This is a genomic window from Halopseudomonas sp. SMJS2 (assembly GCF_029866945.1).
Taxonomy (GTDB): domain Bacteria; phylum Pseudomonadota; class Gammaproteobacteria; order Pseudomonadales; family Pseudomonadaceae; genus Halopseudomonas; species Halopseudomonas bauzanensis.
The window spans coordinates 1863824-1886341 of sequence record NZ_CP123445.1 but is presented as its reverse complement, the minus strand read 5'-3'; the positions used below and the strand labels follow the sequence as shown (position 1 = coordinate 1886341).

The window sequence follows — 22518 nt, the reverse complement described above, 5'->3', positions numbered from 1 at the left end:
AGCTGGATGCGGCCCTGGTCAGGCAACATCCACCAGCACGACCTCACTCTCTTGTTCAGCGGTAATCCGCAGCAACGTCTCGCCCTGCACCGCGACGCCGTCACCGGCATTGGCGGTAACACCGTTGATCTCGACCCGGCCGCTGGCCGGTACCAGATAGACCTTGCGCCCCGTGGCAATAGCATAGTCCGCAGTCTGCCCCGGTTTCAGGGTGGCGGCGACCAAGCGGGCATTTGCCCGGATGGGCAGGGCATCACCATCCTCCGCCAGCCCACTGGCCAAGGTGACAAAGGTTCCGCTGCGTTCACCCTTGGGGAAAGGTCTGGTACCCCAGGAAGGGGCCAACCCTTTTTCGTCGGGCAAGATCCATATCTGGAACAGCCGCGTTTCCTGGTCCTCCAGGTTGAACTCGCTATGGGCGATGCCAGTGCCGGCACTCATTACCTGTACATCGCCCGCGAGGGTCCGGCCCTTGTTGCCCAGACTGTCCTGGTGGGTGATCGCTCCCTCGCGGACATAGGTGATGATCTCCATGTCGCGGTGCGGATGGGTTGGGAACCCCGAATGCGGAGCGATGATGTCATCGTTCCATACGCGCAGATGTCCCCAGTGCATGCGTTTGGGATCATGGTATTCAGCAAAGGAAAAATGGTGCCGGGCATTCAGCCAACCGTGGTGGGCACCACCTAACTCTTGGTAAGGACGCAGTTCGATCATTGTCTGTCTCCTGTTCTATGGTGATCGGAGCTCTGGCTGCTTCGATCAGATGCAGCGATGATCTATCAAAGTAATCTGGGTTAAAAGCGCAAAATACCCAGCATAAATATCGAATAAGTTGATGTGTTCTCTGTTGTATAGTTAAAAAAAACCCGAATTCCGGGGGAGAAATTCGGGTCAAGACCATTAGGAGTGATACAGAGTCGGACGGGGCCGGCTCTGCCAGATGCGGCACTTGGGGGAGGTGCTGCATCTGATATGAGAAGTATTGCCGACTTTTGCGGCATTTCCAGTCAGATAGGCCCCTTTCATTAAACCTATTCGGAATAAGGTGCAGGAGCTTATCGTGACTGGTTAGTCTTGCCGCTGGGCGAGGATGCCTTTGAGGATAACCAATGCTCGATCCAGCACGTCCTGCCGCGTATAGAAATGCGGCGACCAGCGAATGCCGCCACCACGGGCGGCGCAAATCACTCCGGCTTCCTTCAACTGGGCAAACAGCTGGCTGGTATCCCAACCCTCGATGCGAAAGGTGACGATGCCCGCGCGTCGTTCAGGTGCGGCAGGGCTGAGAATGCGCACCCCCGGCAGGCGACCAAGTGATTGCAGCAAGTACGCCGTGCGCTGCTGCAACGCTTCCTGAATGCGCTGTTCGCCGACCTCCAGCAATAGCTCCAGGCTCGCCGATAGAGCATGTTGGGCGAGGGTATTGGGACTGCCGGGCTCGAAACGTCGGGCGGTGCTCGCTGGCATCCAGTCTTCGCGGTCATAGTCGCCCATGGCCTCGACCATGTGCCAGCCGAATTGCAGAAGCTTCAGCCGGTCGCGGGCAGCGCGCCTGCAATAGAATACGCCCAGTCCTTCAGGCCCCAGCAGCCATTTGTGTCCATCGGCCATGGCGAAGTCGCAATCGAATGCCTGCACGTCCAACGGCAGGGCGCCTAACGATTGAATGGCATCGACGCAAAACAGGATGTTGCGCTCGCGACAGGCGCGCCCCAGGCGCGTCAGGTCCATGCGCAGGCCACTGGCATATTGCACGGAGCTGATGCTCAGCAGACGAGTCGCCGGCCCCATTGCCGCAATCAATGCCGCTTCCGGATCATCTCCATCGAGACTCACCTGACGCAGAATGACGCCACGACTCTCCAGCGCCTGCCAGGGAATGCGGTTGGAAGGAAACTCCTGATCGCTGATGAGGACTTCGTCGCCGGCCGTCCAGTCCAGCCCCATGGCTACCAGGGACAGCGCCTCGGAGGTGTTCTTCACCAGGGCGATATCGCCTTTGCTCGGCGCGTTGAGCAGGGTCTGGAATTGCCCCCGCAGGCGATGCTCCAGTTGAATCCAACGAGGATAATCCTCCGCTCCCCGTGTAATGTTCTCCCGGGCGAAGGCCGTCACTGCATCAGCGGCGCGTTTGGGCCAGGGGGCAACAGCTGCGTGATTCAAATAGCAAATGGTGGGGTCTTGGGGGAACTCATCATCCCATTGCAGTTTATGGAGCATGGTCGGGTCCTGTGCGGATTGCATTTCTGTTGCCGATGATAGCGTGCCTGGAGCCAAACGGAACATGGTCACTGTAAAGGTATGAACTTTGGGTCATATTAATACCAAAAGTGTGCAATTGGTCATGAAATTGGCATAATGCATTTTCATCGTCACGCCCATGCAGGTAAGCATATGCAGAAAGAATCACGCAAGATCCGGGAGTTTCGGCGCCGGGAACAGGAAATTCTGACCTCGGCGTTGCGTTTGTTCCTGGAGCAGGGAGAAGACAGCGTCACGGTTGAAATGATTGCCGATGATGTCGGAATCGGCAAGGGCACCATCTACAAGCACTTCAAGTCAAAAGCCGAGATCTATCTGCGCCTGATGCTGGACTACGAGCGCGATCTGGCCGAGCTGCTGCACTCGGAATCCATCGAAACGGATCGGGAGGCGCTCTCCCGGGAATACTTCGCCTTTCGCATGAGTGATCCGGAGCGCTATCGACTGTTCGATCGCCTGGAGGAGAAAGTTCTCAAGGCCAATCAGATGCCGGAACTGGTGGAGGAGCTGCATCGCATCCGCGCCTCCAATTTCAATCATCTGACCGGGGTGATTCAGGAGCGTATCGACGAAGGCAAGCTGGAGGATGTACCGGCGTACTTTCACTATTGCGCGGCCTGGGCTTTGGTGCACGGCGCAATGTCCATGTATCACTCGCCGTTCTGGCGCGAAGTGATCGAAGACAAGGAAGGTTACATGCAGTTTCTGATGGATATTGGCGTACGCATGGGCAACCGTTCCAAGCGGCGGCGCGATGGCGATCCCGCCTGAGGGCAGGGCGTGAACTTGAGGCGCAGCGGCGGGTCTACCGGGCAATCGACTTGAACAGGAGTACCCGCTTGCCGCCTTTCCGTTCTGCCTTGTGTCTCCTCGCCGCGCTGGCGGTCTTGCCCGCCCAGGCGCGTGACTACAGTTATACCGATGCCCATCTGCATTACGTCGACTTTTTCCAGGAAACCGACGGCATGACCGAGCTGTTGAAGCAGATGGATGAGCACAATATCCGCCACGCCATGATCAGCGGTGTTCCGGTAGCCAAGAAATGGCATGAAAATGAACCACGTCGGCCGCGTTATTACGCTGGGGATGACGCAGGGGCATACTGGTTCAGCGCAACGGATTACATCGTTGCGCATGCGCTGGAACAACTGGATGAAAAACAGCGGTCGCGTTTTCATCCCTTCCTCTCTGGTTTCAATCCCAACGACAAGAACTCCGACGAGCACCTGCGTCGCCTGCTGGAGGCCTATCCGGGCATGTGGCAGGGCATCGGGGAGGTATTCACCCGCCATGACGACCTGACCGCACTGACCAACAGCGAGGTGCCCCGCGCCAACAGCGAGGCCATGGATCGGATCTACTACCTGGCCGCCGAGTATGATCTGCCGGTGATGATCCACAGCAATATCACCTCCAAGCGTGAGCGTAATCCGCTGTATCTGCCGGAGCTGGAAGAGTCCCTGCGTGACCATCCACAGGTACGCTTCATTTGGGCCCATGCCGGTACCAGCAAGGAAATCCATCGTCACCAGGAGAAGCTGACATTCCTGTTCGATGAGGTGGAGCGGTTGCTCGGGCTGTATCCGAACCTGTATATCGACCTGTCGTGGACCATGCTGGAACCTTACCTGCTCGACAGCGAAGGCAAGCCGGACCCGCGCTGGCTGCAACTGGTCGAACGCTTCCCGGATCGCTTCATGATCGGCTCGGATGTGGTGGGCAAGTTCGGCAGTCTGGGGGAGTACATGAGCGGGTTCGACGTTTTCCTCGATGCCTTGCCCGAGACGGTGGCGCACAAGGTGGCGGGGAGTAATTTCCTGGCGATCCTGCCACGGCAGAGCCAGGATAACTGAACCGTGGCATCGACTGATTCGATGCCACGGCTGGAGCCTGCCTTACCCCAGGGGAATGCGCGGCGGGTTCTGCCAGTAAGCGCATTGGTGGGCTGTGTTGAAGGCGCTCTGATCGACCGCGGCCGGGGTCGGAGCGTCAAGGCGCAGGATCTGTCCGCCTGACGTCAGACGTGGCCATTCCACCGCTTCCGCTGCGCCGTCAGTGCCATTGGGGCCGATGGCTGGGTCATCGCCGTATTTGGCGAAATTGGTCCAGTAGCGGGCCATATGTTCCGCCAGGGCGAGCTGATCTTCTCCGGCGCCACGGTCAATCAGTGTCTGTTCGGAGCTCAGCACGTATTGAATCTCGAAGGAATGAGCAGCACCCAGGGGGAAGGGCGCCGTTACACCGTCAAGAATATTTGGTGCGTTGCGATCAGCAAACCAGTAACCCCAGATATCCACTTGGCTCTGTAACAGGTTCCACTGGTTGTTGTTCGGGCAGTTGAAGCGCCAGTCGGTACCGATTGCCGAATAGGCATTGACGAACTGCAGGGGGCCGGTGGGTTGCTCTGCGGCATAATCATCGGCGATCTGGCCGGCGTCCAGGGTTGGGTCTTCTGTCAGCAGCTTGGCGACAGCGGCGGTATAGCCCGCCGGGGTGAACAGATCCTCGCCGTCTCCCAGTGCCAGCAGGGTAAATAGCGCGCCTTCATCCAGGTTGCTGCCCATCATCACCGGGACCTCATTGAATTCCCCGCTGGCCAATGCCTGGTTGATCGACCGGGGGAGCGTCGCGGTGTTGGAGACAGGGAGAATATTGCCCGGCTGGGCATCGAGCAGCTCCCGTACGGATAAGTCTCCCAGACATTGCAGCAGTTGCGCATCCGGGGTATCTCTACAAGTGGTCTGGGCAATGGTGGGGAGGCCAAACAAGCTCTGGCCGCCCGGAATGACAGTGTCCAGCCCCAGGGGGATATCCCCCAGCGGTACCTGCGCGCCGTTGTAGGAACCACTCTGCACGATGGCCTTGTGAAACAGGCCCGCTGCGCCTGGTGAGGCCAGCTGACTCATGACGCTGTGGCCGCCCGCAGACTCGCCGAAAAGGGTGACGTTATCTGGATCGCCATCGAACTGGTCGATATTGTCCTGGACCCACTGGAGTGCCAGCTGCTGGTCCTGCAGACCGAAGTTGGCATTTGCCAGCGCGACATGGGGCAGGAAGCCCAACGCACCCAGGCGGTAATTGAGGGTCACCACTACCACGCCTTGCTCTACCAGCCGCACTGGTTCGTAACTGGCACCGCCGGAGCCATAAATGAAGGCGCCGCCGTGGACCCAGACCATGACCGGATACTCGCCAGGCTCTTCCGGCGCATAGACATTCAGGAACAGGCAATCCTCATCCAGACTTGCTTCACCGAAGGGGCTGGCATCTTGCGGGCAACTGCTGCCGAAGGTTTCACTCAACTGGATGGCATCAGCGTGAGCCGGCGGGAGAGCGGGCGCGGCAAAGCGCTCGGCTACACCGTAGCGAAGGCCACGGAATACCCGCATGCCGTCATGCTCGATCCCGATGTAATCACCCTGCTGGGTGGTGACCTTCAGTGGGTTCTCAACGGAGCCGCCGTCATGACTGCTGCCGCCACCGCCTCCCGACAGGCAGCCACTCAGGCTGGTAGCCATGACCACTGCCGATAGGGTGGACAGGATGAAGCGAGATGATGTGATGCTGGTTGTTTTGCGCATTGTTATTATCCGTATGATTATTCAGCCGATTACCCTGGCAAAATGCCTTCTTTCGGTACGGAAACCATAAAAGAATCATCAGCCGCGCGCTAAACCCATACGGGTGATCAATCACCGGGGGAGGGCGTATGCCCGGCTATTCTGTAAACTGAGCAGCGAACCTTGATTGGAGTGATGCATGTCAGCCCAGCCCCGTTTTCCCATCGACTACATCGAGCCGGTATTTCGTCCGCCGAGCGAGGCGCATTCGCTGATCTTGCCGGTGACCAACGGCTGCTCATGGAACCAGTGCACCTTCTGCGATATGTACACTGCGCCGCAGAAGAAATTTCGCGCCCGTGACGAACAGCAGGTGCTGGATGAGATCCGCCGCAGTGGCGAGCAGTTGATCGTGCAGCGGGTGTTTCTCGCCGACGGCGACGCCATGGTGTTGCCGACTCACCGCCTGCTACGCATTCTCGAGGCGATAGGCGAGTACATGCCGGAAGTACAGCGGGTCACCTCGTATTGCCTGCCGCGCAATCTGCGCCGCAAGTCCGTAGAGGAACTCAGGCAGTTGCGCGAGGCCGGCCTGCAGATGCTCTATGTCGGTGCCGAGTCTGGTGATGACGAGGTGTTGCAGCGGGTGAACAAGGGCGAGACCTTCGATTCCACTGCCGAGGCGTTGCTCAAGGCCCAGGAGGCTGGCTTGCAGACCTCGTTGATGATTCTGAACGGGCTGGGTGGCCGGAATCTGTCCGAGCAGCATGCGGCGAACTCAGCCCGGCTGATGAACCTGACCCAGCCGGATTTCCTGTCCACACTGGTGGTCAGCTTTCCCCATGGCATGGAACGCTACCAGGCGCGTTTCCCTGACTTCCAGCCCCTCGATCAGCTCGGACTGTTCCGCGAGATCGAGATGCTCCTGTCTGCCCTGGAGCTGAACAATACGGTTTTTCGCAGCGACCATGCATCGAACTATCTGGTGCTCAAAGGGATACTGGGCGCTGACCAGCCGCGCCTGCTGGCGCAGGTGCGTCAGGCCATCGAGCAACCGGAACAAGCCGGGCTGCGACCGGAACGGATGCGTGGATTATGAAACCGATGATATCGCTGTCCCGAATTACCGCGATGCTGGCGCTGGCCGTGCTGGCCTGGGGTTGTACGCCTTCGCAGATGAAGGAGGAAGGGCGCTTCTACCTCAGCGATGCCGGGCTGCTGGATCGCTATCAGATCACCCGCAGCGGCAACTTCCGCCTGCAGGCCGACTCGCGATTCTACATAGCGCAGAGTCACTTCGTGCCGGTCGGTCATGCCTATGCGCGCCCGAACATTCTCGCCGAGGAAGGATTTGCCGCCGCAGTGCAGGTCTTTCCCATGGTGCGGCGAGCGGAACAGCCGTTGGGGCTGGACGAGGCGTTGCTGCACACCCGACAACAGGGGCTGGATTATCTGCTGTACACCCGCTTCGCCAGCGCCCAGAGCAGCGCCGGCGCGCAGCCGACCGCGGAGCAGGCCAGTGCAGGCCATGTGGGGCGCGATGCAGTGGTGTTGCAATTGATGCTGCTGGAAGCGGGCACCGAGCGGCTCATCGATTTTGCCACCATCACCAACCGCACCGGCTTTCTCGCTTTCTCCAAAACCCGTCCGGAAAATCTGCTGCGGGAACCGATGGAAGACTATACCCGTCAATTGCTGGGCAGACCCTAGCCATCCCGAGATCGAGGTAACCTATGGACAACCGACCACCACCTCCCCAGTCGCTGCTCGACAGCTTGCCTGAGTCGAGTACCGGCGACGCCCGCGAGCCGGCGCCAGTGCATCTGTGGCATCCGGATTTCAGCGGTGAGCTGGATATGCACATTGCCCGTGACGGCACCTGGTATCACGAAGGCGGACCCATCAGCCGCAAGTCCCTGGCGCAGCTGTTTTCCGGCATTCTGCGGCTGGATGAAGATGGCCGCTATTACCTGGTCACGCCGGTGGAGCGCTGGGCCATCCGGGTCGATGATGTCCCCTTCGTTGCGGTACGGCTGGAGGTGGAGGGGCAGGGCCGCGAACAGCGTCTGACCTTCTTCACCAGCCTGGGCCACAGTGTGCTGGCTGGCGAGATGCATCCGATCACCGTCCGAGTGGATGCCGACACCAGCGAACCTTCACCCTACGTGCTGCTGCGCAGCAACCTGCGGGCGCTGATCCATCGCAATGTATTCTATGAACTGGCGGACCTGGCGGTCGAGGAACAGGTCGATGGCCAGCCCCGCATCGGCGTATGGAGTGACGGACATTTCTTTCCGATAGATGGCTCGTCGGTCACCGCCTGAGCTGTCGCGGCCTGCATGCATGTCAAGATCTCCAGGCCGCATTTTCAGGTTTCCTTTGTTGTTGATCTTTACCATATCTGGGTCTAGGATTCGCACTACGCACAACCAGTAGTGTTTTTCAGGTGCAGGGGTGAGCAGGCGTGAACGTTTGTCAAGCCCGTACAGCACTGATTCCAGGAGAATATGATGAGTCAAACAGCCAAGGTGCAACGTCTGCATAATGTCGTAACCAACATTCCCATGCAGCCGGCCTCGGAAGATATCTGGGACACCAAATATCGGCTCAAGACCAAGGATGGCGTAGCCATCGACCAGACCGTCGATGAGACCTATCAGCGTGTCGCCCGCGCCCTGGCCGAAGTCGAGCTGCCGGAGCTGCGCGAAGAGTGGTATGACAAGTTTCTCTGGGCGCTGCGCCATGGTGCCATCCCCGCCGGCCGCATCACCTCCAACGCCGGCGCGCTGGAACACAAGCCTGCAACCTCGACCATCAACTGCACCGTCTCGGCGACCATCGGCGACTCCATGGACGATATCCTGTCCAAGCTGCACGAGGCCGGCCTGACGCTGAAGGCCGGCTGCGGCATCGGCTATGAATTCTCCACCCTGCGGCCCCGCGGTGCTTATGTCTCCGGCGCTGGCGCCTACACTTCCGGCCCGCTGTCGTTCATGGATATCTACGACAAGATGTGCTTCACCGTGTCGTCCGCCGGTGGCCGTCGTGGTGCGCAGATGGCGACTTTCGATGTGGGTCATCCGGACGTGGCGGACTTCATCCGCGCCAAGCGCGAGGGCGGTCGCCTGCGTCAGTTCAACCTGTCGCTGCTGATCACTGAGGAGTTCATGCAGGCGGTGGAGTCCGACAGCGAATGGAAGCTGGCCTTCCCGCTGGGCATCGGCGAAGCCGAAGCAGACAAGGTCGATGTCAACGATGCCGAGCAGGTGATCTGGCGTGAGTGGCCAAGCAACGAACGTTATGTGACCCGCGACGACGGCCTGGTAGCCTGCCGCGTGTTCCGCACCATGAAGGCGCGGCGCATCTGGGACATGATCATGACCTCCACCTACGACTTCGCCGAGCCCGGTTTCATCCTGATCGACCGGGTCAACCAGATGAACAACAACTGGTTCTGCGAGGAAATCCGTGCCACCAACCCCTGTGGCGAGCAGCCGCTGCCGCCCTATGGCGCCTGCCTGCTGGGCTCGATCAACCTGACCCTGTTCGTACGCGATCCCTTCACCGACAAAGCCCGGTTCGATTGGGACGAATACCGCAAGGTGGTGGACATCTTCACCCGCATGCTGGACAACGTGGTCGAGATCAATGGCCTGCCATTGGAAGAGCAGCGCAATGAGATTTTCCGCAAGCGCCGCCACGGCATGGGTTTCCTCGGTCTGGGCTCGACCATGACCATGCTGTGCATGAAGTATGGCGATGCACAGTCGCTGGAATTCACCGAGCAGGTCTCCCGCGAAATGGCCCTGCAGGGCTGGCGCACCGGCCTCAAGCTCAGTGAGGAGAAGGGCCCGGCGCCGATCATGGAAGAAGAGTTCACCGTCACGGGTGCCATGCTCGCCAAGCGTCCGGAAATGCAGAAGGACGGCTTCAAGGTCGGTCAGAAGGTCAAGGGCAAGGTACTCTGGGCCAAGTACAGCCGCTACATGCAGCAGGTCGCGGGTGAAGATGCGGCGTTGGTCGAGGCGTTGGCAGAGCAGGGTTCGCGCTTTACCCATCACAGCTCCATCGCCCCCACCGGCACCATCTCCCTGTCGCTGGCCAACAACGCCTCCAATGGTATCGAGCCGAGCTTCGCCCATCACTATTTCCGCAACGTGATCCGCGAAGGCAAGAAGTCCAAGGAAAAGGTCGACGTGTTCAGCTTCGAGCTACTGGCCTATCGGGAATTCATCGATCCCCAGGCGCTGCCGGACATGGAAGCTGCCTCGCGCAACCTGCCGGATTACTTCATCGCTGCCGATGACGTGAAGCCCACCGAGCACGTGGACGTGCAGGCCGCAGCGCAGAAGTGGATCGACTCGTCGATTTCCAAGACCGCCAACGTGCCGACGGATTATCCCTACGAGGACTTCAAGGATATCTACCTGTATGCCTACCACAAGGGTTTGAAGGGCTGCACCACCTTCCGCTTCAACCCTGAAGCCTTCCAGGGCGTGCTGGTGAAGGAACAGGACCTGGCCAACACCACCTACCGCTTCAAGCTGGAAGACGGCAGCATCATCGAGGCCAAGGGCGGGGAAGAAATCGAATACGACGGCGAAATGCATTCCGCCGCCAATCTGTATGATGCGCTCAAGGAAGGCTACTACGGCAAATTCTGAGCCGCTGGATTACTGCATCGCACGGCTGAACAAACAACACAGCCCCGCCAAGGCGCGGGGCAAGGAAGATGGACATGGCACTCAAGATAACCAGCAAGATTGTCGACTACGCAGTGGTCAAGCCGGACGAGCCGGCCAAGGCGCCCGAACCGGCTGCGCCCACCTATGTCGAGATGCATGAAAAGCTCAAACGCCCAGAGTTCCTCGAAGGCTCGACCTACAAGATCAAGACGCCAACCTCCGAGCATGCCATCTACGTCACCATCAATGACGTGGTGCTCAACCCCGGCAGCGACCATGAAACCCGACGGCCCTTCGAGATCTTCATCAACTCGAAGAACATGGAGCATTACCAGTGGATCTCGGCGCTGACGCTGATCATCTCCGCAGTCTTCCGCAAGGGTGGCGACTGCACCTTCCTGGTCGAAGAGTTGAACAGCGTATTCGACCCCAAGGGCGGCTACATGAAGCGTGGCGGCCGCTGGATGCCCTCGCTGGTTGCGGAAATCGGCGATGTGCTGGAGCAGCACCTCAAGCGCATCGGCATGCTTGAGGATGGGATGGACGAGCACCAGCGTGCCTATCTGGAGCAGAAGCGGGCCGAGTTCACCAGCATCAACGCTCCCGCTCAGGCGGCAGCGGACTGTGACGACAGTGCCGAAGCCTACCCGGCCGGCGCGCAGATGTGCGGCAAATGCCACACCAAGGCCGCGGTGCAGATGGATGGCTGTCTCACCTGCCTGGCCTGCGGCGACAGCAAATGCGGCTGATGGTCTGACGACTCCACTGCGCCGGGGCTACCGGCGCAGTGTCCTGCCTTTCCCGCTGGCGCTCGCCGGCCATCGTTCCTACCTTCATTCGCTTCGCCCATGGTTGTCATAGTCATTGCCGCAGGGCCGCTACTCGCGCTGGTCGGTGAGGCCGCCACCTTGCGTTAGCAGCCAACGGTTACATATTCAGCCATACGCAGGGATAATACCGGGCAGCCATAGGAGATGACCCATGCCCCTGAATGAAATGCGGTTTCTGTTGCCCTTGCTCAGCCTGGCCCTGTTGGGTGGCTGGCTGCTCACCGGCTGGGTGTTGCTGCGCCGGGAACGGTTGCTGCAAGGGCGGGTCGATGAGTTGCTTGAGCAAAACCGCAGCCAGCAATTGGAAATGCATCAACAGCTGGGTGCACAGCTGAGTCTGGAAACCCGCCGTGAGCACCTGCAGGAATCCGTAGCCCGGCTGGATGCGGAACGTGGTCGGCTGGCAACCCGCCTGGCTGATGCAGAGGGGCAGTGCAATGAATGGCAGCGTTCTGCCGAGCGCTTTCAGGTCCAGGCCCAGGAGCAGCAGCGCCAGGGCGAGCAGTTGCAGGCCGAACGCCGGACCCTGGAGCAGCGGCTGCAACAATTACAGCAAACCCACGAACAGCTGCGGGTCGAGCATTCCACCTTGCAGACCACCCTGAGCCAGCGCCAGCAGCACTTCGATGAACAGCAGCAATTGCTCAAGGACAGCCGCGAGCAGCTCAAGCTGGAATTTGAGCAACTGGCCGGACGCATCTTCGAAGCCAAGGGCCAGACCTTCACCCAGACCAGTCAGCAGTCTCTTGACGCGTTGCTCAAGCCGTTCCGCGAGCAGATCGATCAGTTCCGCAGCAAAGTGGAAGATATCCATCACAAGGACACCCAGCAGCAGGCGGCTCTGGCGCAGGAACTGCTGCACCTCAAGCAGCTCAACCAGCAGATCACCCAGGAAGCCCACGACCTGAGTACCGCCCTGCGCGGGCAGAAGAAGACCCAGGGCAACTGGGGTGAACTGATTCTGGAGAACGTGCTGGAGCGCTCCGGTCTGCGCGCCGGCATCGATTTCAAGCGTGAGGTGAGCATGACCGCCAGCGATGGTCAACGCCAGCGCCCCGATGCCTTGGTCTACCTGCCCCAGGACAAACATCTGATCATTGATGCCAAGGTGTCGCTGAATGCCTACACCCGCTATATCAACAGCGAGGACGATACCGAGCGCCGGCTGGCCCTGGCCGAGCATGTACAGGCCTTCGGGCAGCGGATACGCGAGTTGGCCGAGCGCAATTACTTCGACCTGCCGGGGCTCAACGCACCCGAGATGGTGTTCATGTTCGTGCCCATCGAATCCGCCTTCGTCGAAGCGCTGAAAGCCGACGAAACCCTGTTCCAGAAGGCCATCGAGCAGAACGTGCTGGTGGCGACGCCGACCACCTTGCTGACCAGCCTCAACATCGTGCGGCAGCTGTGGCGCTTCGAAGACCAGAACCGCCACACCGCCGAGCTGGCCGAGCGGGCCGCACGGGTGCATGACAAGCTACGCACCTTCCTCGGCAGCATGGAGAGTATCGGCAGCAGCCTGGACAAGGCCAGCGAGGCTTATCACAAGGCCTGTGCCCAGTTGGTCAGTGGCCGTGGCAACCTGGTCAAGCAAGTAAATGATTTCAAGGAGTTGGGCGTATCTGTTAAAGCAGAACTTGGGGAAAACTGGACCGATCGTGCCGAGCTTGAGCTCGGCCACGATGTACCGGCAGCGGATACGCTGGGATGAAGTTCGGAAGGGAAGAGGGAAACCCGGCAGGGCGCCGGGCTTTACAGATGGAAGTCGCCGCTTGCTTCGGGCTGGTATTCGATATCGATGATCTTGAGCTTGAGCGGGCGACCATTGGGGCCGGTCCAGTCGATGCTCTGGCCTTTCTTCAGACCGAGCAGGGCAATGCCCACCGGCGCGAGTACCGAGATGGTACCATCCCGTCCGGCCTTGTCAGGGTAAACCAGAGTCAGGACCATTTCGCGGCCGCTGGTTTCATCCGCGAAGCGCACCGTGGAATTCATGGTGACCACATCCGGAGCAACGCGCGTATGAGACACGACCTTGGCTCGCAGCATCTCGTTCTCGAGAGCCTCCAGCAGGTCGATCGGCGCGTCCATGGTATTCAACACCTCATCCAGGCGTTGGACATCCAGACGGGTGAGCACGATAGAGGGTGATTTGCTCATGGCGAACAGCATTACTCCTTGTTAAAGACAATGAAAAAACGGTAGTTGGGAAAAACAGGTAAAGAAGCCAACAGGACATCGGCATAGATAGACAGTACCAGAATGGCGACTTCTTGCAAGCTCCTCGCCGGTTTTGGTGCTGGCGCTCGCCCGGTTTCCACCCGGCCATGAGACTGGAGAAGCTCAGATGCACGCAGTGAAGCAGATCGCGTTGTTCATTCGTACCAATTTATGGATTGTACCGCTGGCGCTGCTGCTGGCCTGGGGGCTGTTCCGCTTTCTCGACCCGGCGCCGCCGCGGACCCTGGTGATGACCACGGGTGGTGAGTCCGGCGGCTACCATGGCTTCGCCATGGCCCTGCAGGAACGGCTGGCAGAGGATGGGCTGACGTTGGAATTGCGCCCCAGCAGCGGTTCAGTGGAGAACCTGCAGCGCTTGAGTGATGGCTCGGGCGAGGTGCAGCTGGGTCTGATTCAGAGCGGCACCACCAGCCTGATCGAGCCCGCGCAGCGAGCCCGGCTGGAGGGTTTGGCAGCCATCTATCACGAGCCGTTGTGGCTGTTTCAGCGCCGAGGTGCGGATATTACCCGGCTGGCGGACCTGCATGGCCGCAGGGTCTCGGTCGGCACCATGGGCAGCGGCACCTGGGCAGTAGTACACAGCCTGTTCAGTCAGCTCGGTGATCAGGTCGGCGAGGCAGATGTGCTGGCGGGTAACTGGCAGCGTTTGTCGGCGCGGGACTCGCTGGAGGGGCTGCGCAGCGGCGAGCTGGACGCGGCCTTCTTCGTTCTGCCGGTGAATAATGCCACGGTACGCCAACTGCTGGCCGACCCGGATCTGGAACTGGTCAGCCTCGAGCAAACCGAGGCGCTTGCCGCCAGACTGCCGTTTCTCGATACCCTGAGTATTCCCGAGGGGCTGCTCGATCTGGAACGTAATGTACCGGCCCAGCCCACCCGATTACTGTCGCCGGTCGCCACCCTGGTGGTCAACGATGCCTTCCATCCGGCACTGGCGTCGCTGGTTTTGAAAGCAACCACCGATGTGTTGCGCCAGGGCAGTCTGCTGGACCCGCCGGGGGCCTTTCCCGCGGCTATGCCCATGGAGGTGGAACTCACCGGTGAAGCGGAGTACTACCATAAGAATGGCGTGCCGATGTTGCAGCGCTATCTGCCGTTCTGGGTGGCTTCGATTTTTGACCGCTACGTGGTGCTGTTGATCCCCTTCATCGTCATCATGCTGCCGCTGATCAAGAGTATGGGGCCGCTCTACAGCTGGCGCATGCGGGCGCGGGTCTATCGCTGGTACGCGGACCTGCGGCGGGTGGACAAGCTGATTCATAACGGCGGTATCCATCAGGTGCTGGAGCGGGAGATTGCCAGTCTGGTAAAGCTGGAAGACGAGCTGACCCGGGTCGATGTGCCCCTGTCCTATGCTCATGAACTGTATAGCCTGCATCTGCATGTAGGCTACATGATCACCCGGTTGCGGCAGATGGAGGAGGAGCAGGGTGCTGCCCGTGGCGAGAGGGCCGCGGGTGTGTGACAGTTCATTGCGCGGGGTTTCAACTGTCAGGGACTGACCATAAGATGGACCAGCAGGCCAACGAGAGGTGTACATGAAGGATGTGCTGAGTAACGCAACGGATGCAATCAACCAGGTGCTGCTGGGCAAACAGCATGCGGTCAAGCTGGCAGTGGCCTGCATACTGGCCCGCGGGCACCTGCTGATCGAGGACCTGCCGGGTATGGGCAAGACCACTCTGTCCCAGGCATTGGCGCGGGTGATGGGGCTCAGCTATCAACGCATCCAGTTCACCAGTGACCTGCTGCCCGGCGATATTCTCGGCACCTCGGTATTCGATCGTGACAGTGGGGGCTTCGTTTTCCATCCGGGGCCGATCTTCGCCGAGCTGGTGTTGGCGGACGAGATCAACCGCGCCACGCCAAAGAGCCAGAGCGCGCTGCTGGAGGCCATGGAAGAGGGGCAGGTCACCGTGGACGGTGCAACCCGGCCGCTGCCGGAACCCTTCTTCGTCATCGCCACCCAGAACCCGGCCTCCCAAGGCGGTACCTTCGCCTTGCCGGAATCCCAGCTCGACCGATTTCTGATGCGCTTGTCCCTCGGCTACCCAACCCCGGCGGCAGAGAAGACTCTGTTATTGGGCGGTACCGGGCGGGCGCGCCTGGATGACCTCAAGCCGGTGCTCACCCGCGCGCAGCTGCAGGCATTGCAGGCAGCGGTGCCGCAGATAACAGCGAGCGAGGCGATCATCGATTACATCCTGCGGCTGGTCACCCGCACGCGGGAAAGCCATCTGTGTGCTTGGGGCCTGTCGCCCCGGGGCAGCCTCGGCCTGCTGGCAGCTGCTCGCGCCTGGGCCATGCTGGAACACCGGGCCTACGTCATTCCCGAGGATGTGCAGGCGGTGCTTCCGGCTGTGGTCAGCCATCGTCTGCGCGCCAGTGAGGACCCAGCCGGGCACGGCGGCGGCAGTCTGGCCCAGCGGCTGCTAAACGAGGTGCCGGCGGTTTGATCGCCCGGCTGGGTGGCCAGACCAGCGCCCTGTTCCAGCGCTGGTTGAAAAAGCGCATTCCGGCGGCCAGCCAGGTGACGCTCAACCATCGGCGTATCTTCATCATGCCTACCCGCGCCGGCATGGGCTTGCTGCTGTTGCTGCTGATCATGCTGATCGGCGCCATCAACTATCAGAACAGTCTGGTCTATGCCGTGGTGTTCCTGCTCGGGAGTCTGTTCTGGGTCGGCCTGCACCACACCTACCGCAACCTCGCTGGACTTGAGTTGCATGCCAATGGCAGCCTGCCGGTGTTCGCCGGGGAGGAGGCGGCGCTGACACTGACCTTGCTGGCGCCGCGCCGGGAGCATCAATCGGTCGCCCTGTTCTGGCCGAGCACCCCGCCGCGGCAGGTGGATGTGGAGCAGCAACTGGGCACCACGCTGTCGCTCTATCATCCGACCACCCACCGTGGCTGGTTCAAGCCCGATCGCTTGCGTGTGGAGACCCGTTATCCACTGGGCTGGTTCGTGGCCTGGAGCCTGGTGGATCTCGACTGGCAGGTATTGGTCTACCCGCAGCCGCTGAGCCTGCCACTGCCGGGTACGCGTGCTGCCGAAGCAGGCGAGGGCGACCAGTTGCTGGCTGAAGGTGTGGACGATTTTCAGGGCCTGCGTGCCTATCAGCCCGGAGACTCGAAGAAACGGCTGGATTGGCGCGCCTGGTCGCGGGGGCAGGGGTTGCACAGCAAGGTGTTTGCCGAGCCGCAGCATGACAGCCTCTGGCTGAGCCTGGAGCAAGCACCCGGCGCCTCGCTGGAGCAGCAACTGAGCTGCCTGGCCGGTTGGGTGCTGCAACTGGAAAGCCGCCACCGGCCCTACGCGCTGGAGCTGGCCGGCCAGCGCATCGGCCCGGCGTTGGGCGAAGCCCACCGGGATGCCTGCCTGCGTGCTCTGGCGCTCTATGGAGTGACCCCATGACGTCCCATGCGCTGATACCCCGCAACAGCCTGGTCTGGTTGCTCACTGCACAAGTGGTCGCACTGGCGCCACACCTGCCCCGGTTGCCGCTGTGGGTAGCCGTCCTGTGGCTGGGCTGTGCATTGTGGCGGGTGCAGATTCAGCGCATGCGTTGGCCCTATCCGGGATTACTGGTACGGGTGCTGGCGCTGGTACTGGTGACTACCGGGGTGTTTCTGGTGCAGGGGACCCTGATCGGGCTCGATGCCGCGGTGATGCTGCTATTGATGCTGTTCATGCTCAAACTGCTGGAAATGCGCAAGCCCCGCGATGCGCTGGTGGTCATCTACCTCGGCTTTTTCATCGTCGCCGCGGCTTTTCTGTTCGATCAGGGGATACCGCTGGCGCTGTTCCAGTGTTTCTCCTTGCTGGTGCTGGTGGCGGCACTGGTCGGTCTGCAACAGACACCGGGGCGCAATGACCCGGCTCGGGCCATGCGCACCGGCGGCATACTGCTGATGCAAGCCGTGCCGCTGATGGTGGTTCTGTTTGTGCTGTTTCCGCGCATGGGCCCGCTATGGTCGGTCAATGCACCGGGCAACCAGGCGCGCACCGGGCTGGCGGAAAGCATGGCGCCGGCAGATGTGGCCGAGCTGGCCCGTTCCGGTGAGCTGGCCTTCCGTGCGGCGTTCGACGATGCAGTGCCGGCGCAGCCACAGCTGTATTGGCGCGCCATGACCCTGAGCCGCTTCGATGGCCGCACCTGGAGTCGTTCGCGCTTCACCACGGCGGCGGCGCCACCGGAGTGGCAGCCCCAGGGCGAGCCGATTGGCTACCGCGTCATTGCCCCGGCCAGTAACCAACCCTGGGTATTCAGCCTGCGCGGCGCCAGTACCGAGGATGAGCGCTTGCTGCTCACCGGCGATTTCGTGCTGCAGGCCCGGCAGCCGCTGGGACGGGCTATTTCCTACGTCGCCAGCTCCAGGATGGATAGCCTGCTGCAACCGCAGGAGCTGGACCCCTTGCAGGAACGGGTCAATCTGCAGTTGCCGGAGGGCAGCGACCCCCGCAGTCGAGCCTTCGCTGCGCAATTGCGTCAATCCCATCCTGAGGACGCAGATCTGGTTCAGGCGCTGCTTGGCCATTTCAACCGCGAACCCTTCCATTACACCCTGCGTCCAACCCCGCTGGGTCTGCACAGTAATGATGAGTTCCTGTTCGACAGCCGCCGCGGCTTCTGTGCGCATTTCGCCGGCGCCATGACCTTTGTCCTGCGTGCGGCGGGCATTCCAGCTCGGGTCGTCGCTGGCTACCAGGGTGGGGAAATCAATCCGCGGGGCAATTACGTGCTGGTACATCAGTTCGACGCTCACGCCTGGGTCGAGGCATGGTTGCCAGGGCAGGGATGGGTGTCGGTCGATCCGACCTTCCAGGTGGCGCCGGAGCGTATCGAGCGGGGCTTGCAGGACGCGTTGTCGGAGGAGGGCAGTTTTCTCGAGAACTCGCCCCTGGCTGCAGCACGCTACCGCGACATTGGCTGGCTGAACAATACGCGGCTGTTCTGGGATGATCTCAACTATCAATGGCAACTGCGAGTACTGGGCTACCAGAGCGAGCGTCAATTGGAATTCTTCCGCCGCTGGCTGGGCACGGCCGACTGGCAACGTATAGGTCTGATTTCCCTGGGTGTGCTGTTGCTGTTCATGCTGCCGATGGCGTTGTGGATCCTCCGTCCAGCCCGGCAACCGCGTGACCCGCAGCAGCGGGCCTGGCAGACGCTGAACCGGCGCCTGGCGCGGCTGCAGCTGCAGGCAAAGACGGGAGAAGGGCCGCGTGACTGGCAGCAACGACTGGAGCAGATACTGCCTGGGCAGAAGGCAGAACTGGCGGCCTTCTTCGCTGAATACATCCGTCTGAGCTATGCCACCGCGCCGGCGGCAGCTGCGCCGACAGCAACACAGTTGAACCTGGCCCTGCGAAACCTGCTGCGGGTCCTGCCGCGCACCCGCCCGCGGCGGCCGATTACGTCGCTGGACTTGCCTGGTTAGGGCCGCGGTTGTAATGTGAGCGCGTTCACGCTGTTAGACAGGAGCCTGCAGTGCACCCTTTCAATGCCTCACGCCCACCCGGGCTTGCCGTTGGGCTGGCCATGGCTGCACTGGTGCCCTTTGTTACCGGCGCACTGGGTTTGTGGGTTATCCCGGAGGGCTGGCGTGTCTGGGTGATGGAAGAACTGCTTGCCTTCGCCGCGGTGATGCTGGCCTTTATGGGCGCAATTCACTGGGGATTGGCCATGCGGGCCGATGAGTCGAGCCCCGACGCACCGATTCAATTGGGCCTGTCCGTCATTCCGCCACTGCTGGGCTGGTTCGCTCTGAGCCTGCCGATCGACTTCGCCGTACCGCTGTTCTTCTGTGCCTTCGCCGCGCTGTATTATGCGGACATCTGGGCGGTCAGGCACGGCCTGGCGCCGGATTGGTACCCCGCGTTGCGCAAACCCATCAGTCTGGTCGCCGTCGGCTCGATGGCGGTGGCCTGGGGCGCCACGCTGGTGAAGAATTACTGATCAGCTCTTCTTGACGAACTCGGACTTGAGTTTCATCGCACCGATGCCCTCGATCCGACAATCGATGTCGTGATCTCCGCCCACCAGCCGGATATTCTTTACCTTCGTGCCGACCTTCACGACTGAAGAGGAGCCCTTGATCTTCAAGTCTTTGATGACGGTAACCGAATCCCCATCTTGCAGAATATTGCCATGGGCATCGGTGATAACAGTCTCATCTGCCAGAGCTTCTTGTTCACCCTCTTTTGCCCATTCATGCGCGCACTCCGGACAGACATACATGGTCCCATCTTCGTAAGTATATTCGGAGCTGCAAGAGGGACAGTTGGGAAGTGTGCTCATGATATTACCTTCATTGTTTCCGGCTCTCGGAGCCTGGGTGAAAGCCTGTTTGAATTGGCCCGGACAGTAGCATGCGGAGGAGGGGTTGTCCATTTGCAGGCCCCGAACCAGAGGGCTTCGGCTCTTTCATGGCTGGGTACAGAAAAGTCCCAAGGTTGTAGCAAAGAGACTACTGCTGTAGAATCGACCAATCGAATAAGTCGGCATGGCCCTGAAACAGGCGTTCTGTCCAGTCGATATCGCCATTGTAAAGTCTGCTGTTCATCGCCACTTTCGCAGGTATCGACAGCGTTGTTTCATTGTCTGCCGGGTGAATACGGGTCGATTACCCAATACGTCCGGTTATGTTTGCATCAGGAGATGTTCGTAAAGCCAGCCATATAAATGGACAGAAGTAGCATCGGAGAATAAATAATGTCTATGTTCAACTATCGTGATAAAGACTTAGCATCAGCCCTTCGTTTAAAGACCGCGTTTTACAATCATTCAGCCTACAAAGGCTACCATTAGCACTTCTGCTGTCCTCTCCCGGGAATCTCTGAAAAGCGGCAACGCTCGGCCACGCTGATCTTTCATCGGGCCTGAATCAGGTTTTTCATTCGCGTTTGGCCGGACTCCGGCGCGCTGCGTTTTCCAGAGCATTCTTGTTTCATATCGTTTGTCGTGCGCGTAAGTCGAGCGCAGCGGCGCGATTTCGTTTCTTTTTTGTGGTTCGGTCATGCCCCGAATTTGGGTGCTGGGTTCCGCCGCAAAAAGCCTTGAGGTCAAGTAGTGAATTCCGAATTGTTTCAATTTTCCACCATCACGGTCCTGTTGTTGATGGTTGCCTTCTATGGCGGCACTTATCTGCTCTCCACCCGGCTCAAGCAAAACGATGGGGATGCCGATGGCTTTATGGTCGCCAACCAGCGGATCGGCCTGGGTATGGGCGCGGCGAGCATGACGGCCACCTGGATCTGGGCGGCATCCTTCTACGCGGCTGCCACCTCGGGTTACACCTATGGTGTTTCCGGGCCGCTGCATTACGGTTTCTGGGGCGCGCTGATGATCCTGTTCATCTACCCCTTTGGCCGTCGCTTTCGCGAACTGGCGCCCAATGCCCATACGCTGGGTGAGCTGATTCATGCGCGCCATGGCGCTTCCAGCCAGCTGATCCTGGCGTTGTCCAACCTGCTCGGCAGCATCATCAGTCTGATGGTCAACCTGACGGCGGCGGGTGCGCTGGTGTCGGTGCTGTCGCCGCTGTCGTTCCAGGCGGGGATCGTCATTGCCGGACTGGGGGTGCTCAGCTACACCTTGTATTCGGGTTTTCGGGCCTCGGTATTCACCGACTTCGCCCAGTTGATCGCCATGATGGCAATTGCGGTGGTGATCATTCCCGCGGTGCTATTTGCCATGGGCGGGCCGGCGGTGATGGTCGACAATCTGTCGAACCTGACAGCGGAGCAGGCCAATATCTTCTCCCGTGAAGCCTTCCTGCATCAGGGTGCGCCGTACTTCGTGGCGGTGCTGGCCTACGCCATCGGCAACCAGACCATCTCCCAGCGGCTGTTCGCGGTGGATGAGTCGCATATCAAGCCGACCTTTATCACTGCGACCATCAGCTACGGTGCGATTGTCATCGGCCTGGGCATGATCGGTCTGATGGCGCTGACACTGGGCGTGGAGCCGATAAATGGCAACATGAACAATCTGATTCCGCAGATGGTGTCGAGTTATCTGCCGCCGTTCTTCATCGGCCTGTTCTTCATCCTGGTAATCGGTTCGCTGTCTTCCACCGCCGACTCCGACCTGTCAGCACTGTCGGCGATCATGATGGCCGACGTGTATGGCAAGAACATCGCCAAGAACAACGCTGACCCGAAGAAGATGCTGTTGATCGGTCGAATGACCATGATCGTCGCCACCGTGCTGGGCATCATTCTCGCCAGTTTTTCGCTGGATATCCTGGTCATGCTGGTATTCGTTGGCGCGCTCTGGGGCGCTGTGGTGTTCCCGGTCATCGCCAGTTGCTTCTGGGACCGTGTTACCAACAAGGCCTTTACCTGGGCGGTGCTCTCGGCGCTGGCGGTTTTCTGTCTCGTGCGTTTCGACCTGCTGCCAATGACGGGAGTGCTGGCCATTGGCATCGAGCTGCTGGCATCGATCGGTGCAGGTGTGGTGGGCGGCTTGATGGTTTTCGGCTTCCTGGGCAAGCGCCTGGGGGTAGCGGCTTTCTTCATCGCTGCCGTGGTGGTGGCCTGGATCGGCGTGGGCACGTTGCGCGAATACACCGTGTTGCTTTCGTCCCTGACCGCCTACGGCGTGAGCACACTGGTATGTACCGTCATCAGTCTGGCCAGCAACGAACGCTTTGATTTCGATCTCATTCAGGAACGGGTGGTGGAATACAACAAGCCCGCCGCCGACGAACTGAAGGGCGAGACGGTCGCCGCTCGCTGAAACAATTTTCAGCAGCCTGCGGTGGCCGCAGGCTGCTCTTTCAACCAAGGAGAATAATCATGCAGACAATCATTCTGGGTTCCTACATCCTGGTCTGGCCCGCTATTACCCTGGGCATGCTCGGGCTGATCAGCTACGCGGTGGTGCGTGACTACCGCGAAGCCAGACGCACCAATGCGGACATGGTGTAACC

General features: G+C 60.3%; 20 protein-coding genes. 15 read left to right on the top strand and 5 right to left on the bottom strand.

What is annotated here, in order from left to right; all coding sequences use genetic code 11:
• Positions 1–18 precede the first annotated feature (18 nt).
• Positions 19–717 (bottom strand): pirin family protein, encoded by a 699-nt coding sequence (locus QAO71_RS08770; protein ID WP_036989682.1) that lies wholly within the window; start codon positions 715–717, stop codon positions 19–21.
• Between the two features lie 354 nt (positions 718–1071).
• Complete coding sequence (locus tag QAO71_RS08765) at positions 1072–2223, bottom strand: aminotransferase class V-fold PLP-dependent enzyme (RefSeq protein WP_036990310.1); 1152 nt, start codon at positions 2221–2223, stop codon at positions 1072–1074.
• A 174-nt stretch (positions 2224–2397) separates the two neighbouring features.
• Between QAO71_RS08765 and QAO71_RS08760 the strand changes: the two genes are divergently transcribed.
• Together QAO71_RS08760 and QAO71_RS08755 are read left to right on the top strand one after the other, a co-directional pair.
• Positions 2398–3036, top strand: coding sequence for a TetR/AcrR family transcriptional regulator (locus QAO71_RS08760; protein ID WP_036989683.1), 639 nt, complete (start codon positions 2398–2400; stop codon positions 3034–3036).
• Positions 3037–3104: 68 nt separating this feature from the next.
• Positions 3105–4118 (top strand): amidohydrolase family protein, encoded by a 1014-nt coding sequence (locus QAO71_RS08755; protein WP_036989685.1) that lies wholly within the window; start codon positions 3105–3107, stop codon positions 4116–4118.
• 42 nt (positions 4119–4160) lie between these two features.
• Here QAO71_RS08755 and QAO71_RS08750 read toward each other — a convergent pair whose 3' ends face one another.
• Positions 4161–5846 carry a carboxylesterase family protein gene (locus QAO71_RS08750; protein ID WP_280164189.1) on the bottom strand — a complete coding sequence of 562 codons (1686 nt, stop codon included), beginning with the start codon at positions 5844–5846 and terminating at the stop codon, positions 4161–4163.
• A 178-nt stretch (positions 5847–6024) separates the two neighbouring features.
• Between QAO71_RS08750 and QAO71_RS08745 the strand changes: the two genes are divergently transcribed.
• The 6 genes from QAO71_RS08745 to rmuC all read left to right on the top strand — a co-directional run bounded on the left by QAO71_RS08745 (position 6025) and on the right by rmuC (position 13051).
• Positions 6025–6924, top strand: coding sequence for a radical SAM protein (locus QAO71_RS08745; RefSeq protein WP_036989686.1), 900 nt, complete (start codon positions 6025–6027; stop codon positions 6922–6924).
• Positions 6921–7535 carry a DUF4823 domain-containing protein gene (locus QAO71_RS08740; RefSeq protein WP_036989688.1) on the top strand — a complete coding sequence of 205 codons (615 nt, stop codon included), beginning with the start codon at positions 6921–6923 and terminating at the stop codon, positions 7533–7535. Before QAO71_RS08745 ends, QAO71_RS08740 begins: the two co-directional genes overlap by 4 nt.
• A 23-nt stretch (positions 7536–7558) precedes the next feature.
• The gene (locus QAO71_RS08735; protein WP_036989690.1) at positions 7559–8149 is read left to right on the top strand and encodes a DUF1285 domain-containing protein; all 591 of its coding nucleotides are present in this window, start codon (positions 7559–7561) and stop codon (positions 8147–8149) included.
• A 186-nt stretch (positions 8150–8335) separates the two neighbouring features.
• Positions 8336–10489, top strand: a complete 2154-nt coding sequence (locus tag QAO71_RS08730) for an adenosylcobalamin-dependent ribonucleoside-diphosphate reductase (RefSeq protein WP_280165670.1) — start codon at positions 8336–8338, stop codon at positions 10487–10489.
• A 74-nt stretch (positions 10490–10563) separates the two neighbouring features.
• Positions 10564–11259, top strand: a complete 696-nt coding sequence (locus tag QAO71_RS08725; protein ID WP_036989692.1) for an NrdJb — start codon at positions 10564–10566, stop codon at positions 11257–11259.
• Positions 11260–11491: 232 nt separating this feature from the next.
• Positions 11492–13051 carry a DNA recombination protein RmuC gene (rmuC, locus tag QAO71_RS08720; protein ID WP_280164188.1) on the top strand — a complete coding sequence of 520 codons (1560 nt, stop codon included), beginning with the start codon at positions 11492–11494 and terminating at the stop codon, positions 13049–13051.
• Positions 13052–13092: 41 nt separating this feature from the next.
• Here the strand turns inward: rmuC and rnk are convergent, their stop codons facing one another.
• Positions 13093–13500 carry a nucleoside diphosphate kinase regulator gene (gene rnk / locus QAO71_RS08715; RefSeq protein ID WP_036990314.1) on the bottom strand — a complete coding sequence of 136 codons (408 nt, stop codon included), beginning with the start codon at positions 13498–13500 and terminating at the stop codon, positions 13093–13095.
• A 187-nt stretch (positions 13501–13687) separates the two neighbouring features.
• Here rnk and QAO71_RS08710 point away from each other — a divergent pair, with 187 nt between their 5' ends.
• The 5 genes from QAO71_RS08710 (at position 13688) to QAO71_RS08690 (ending at position 19541) form a co-directional block, all read left to right on the top strand.
• Positions 13688–15046, top strand: a complete 1359-nt coding sequence (locus QAO71_RS08710; protein WP_280164187.1) for a TAXI family TRAP transporter solute-binding subunit — start codon at positions 13688–13690, stop codon at positions 15044–15046.
• Positions 15047–15119: 73 nt separating this feature from the next.
• The gene (locus QAO71_RS08705) at positions 15120–16037 is read left to right on the top strand and encodes a MoxR family ATPase (RefSeq protein ID WP_036989696.1); all 918 of its coding nucleotides are present in this window, start codon (positions 15120–15122) and stop codon (positions 16035–16037) included.
• The gene (locus QAO71_RS08700; protein ID WP_235818237.1) at positions 16034–16996 is read left to right on the top strand and encodes a DUF58 domain-containing protein; all 963 of its coding nucleotides are present in this window, start codon (positions 16034–16036) and stop codon (positions 16994–16996) included. The genes QAO71_RS08705 and QAO71_RS08700 overlap by 4 nt, the downstream gene beginning before the upstream one ends.
• Positions 16993–19023: a transglutaminaseTgpA domain-containing protein gene (locus QAO71_RS08695; RefSeq protein WP_280164186.1), complete on the top strand. Its 2031-nt coding sequence runs from the start codon at positions 16993–16995 to the stop codon at positions 19021–19023. The genes QAO71_RS08700 and QAO71_RS08695 overlap by 4 nt, the downstream gene beginning before the upstream one ends.
• 50 nt (positions 19024–19073) lie before the next feature.
• Positions 19074–19541, top strand: coding sequence for a DUF3429 domain-containing protein (locus QAO71_RS08690; protein WP_036989699.1), 468 nt, complete (start codon positions 19074–19076; stop codon positions 19539–19541).
• Here QAO71_RS08690 and QAO71_RS08685 read toward each other — a convergent pair whose 3' ends face one another.
• Complete coding sequence (locus tag QAO71_RS08685) at positions 19542–19883, bottom strand: zinc ribbon domain-containing protein YjdM (RefSeq protein ID WP_036989701.1); 342 nt, start codon at positions 19881–19883, stop codon at positions 19542–19544. It abuts the gene before it with no gap.
• Positions 19884–20654: 771 nt separating this feature from the next.
• Between QAO71_RS08685 and QAO71_RS08680 the strand changes: the two genes are divergently transcribed.
• Both QAO71_RS08680 and QAO71_RS08675 read left to right on the top strand, forming a co-directional pair.
• A complete protein-coding gene (locus tag QAO71_RS08680) occupies positions 20655–22325 on the top strand; it encodes a sodium:solute symporter family protein (protein WP_280164185.1) in 1671 nt (556 codons plus the stop codon).
• 59 nt (positions 22326–22384) lie between these two features.
• Positions 22385–22516, top strand: coding sequence for a putative transporter small subunit (locus tag QAO71_RS08675; protein ID WP_211242646.1), 132 nt, complete (start codon positions 22385–22387; stop codon positions 22514–22516).
• The last annotated feature ends 2 nt before the right edge of the window (positions 22517–22518 follow it).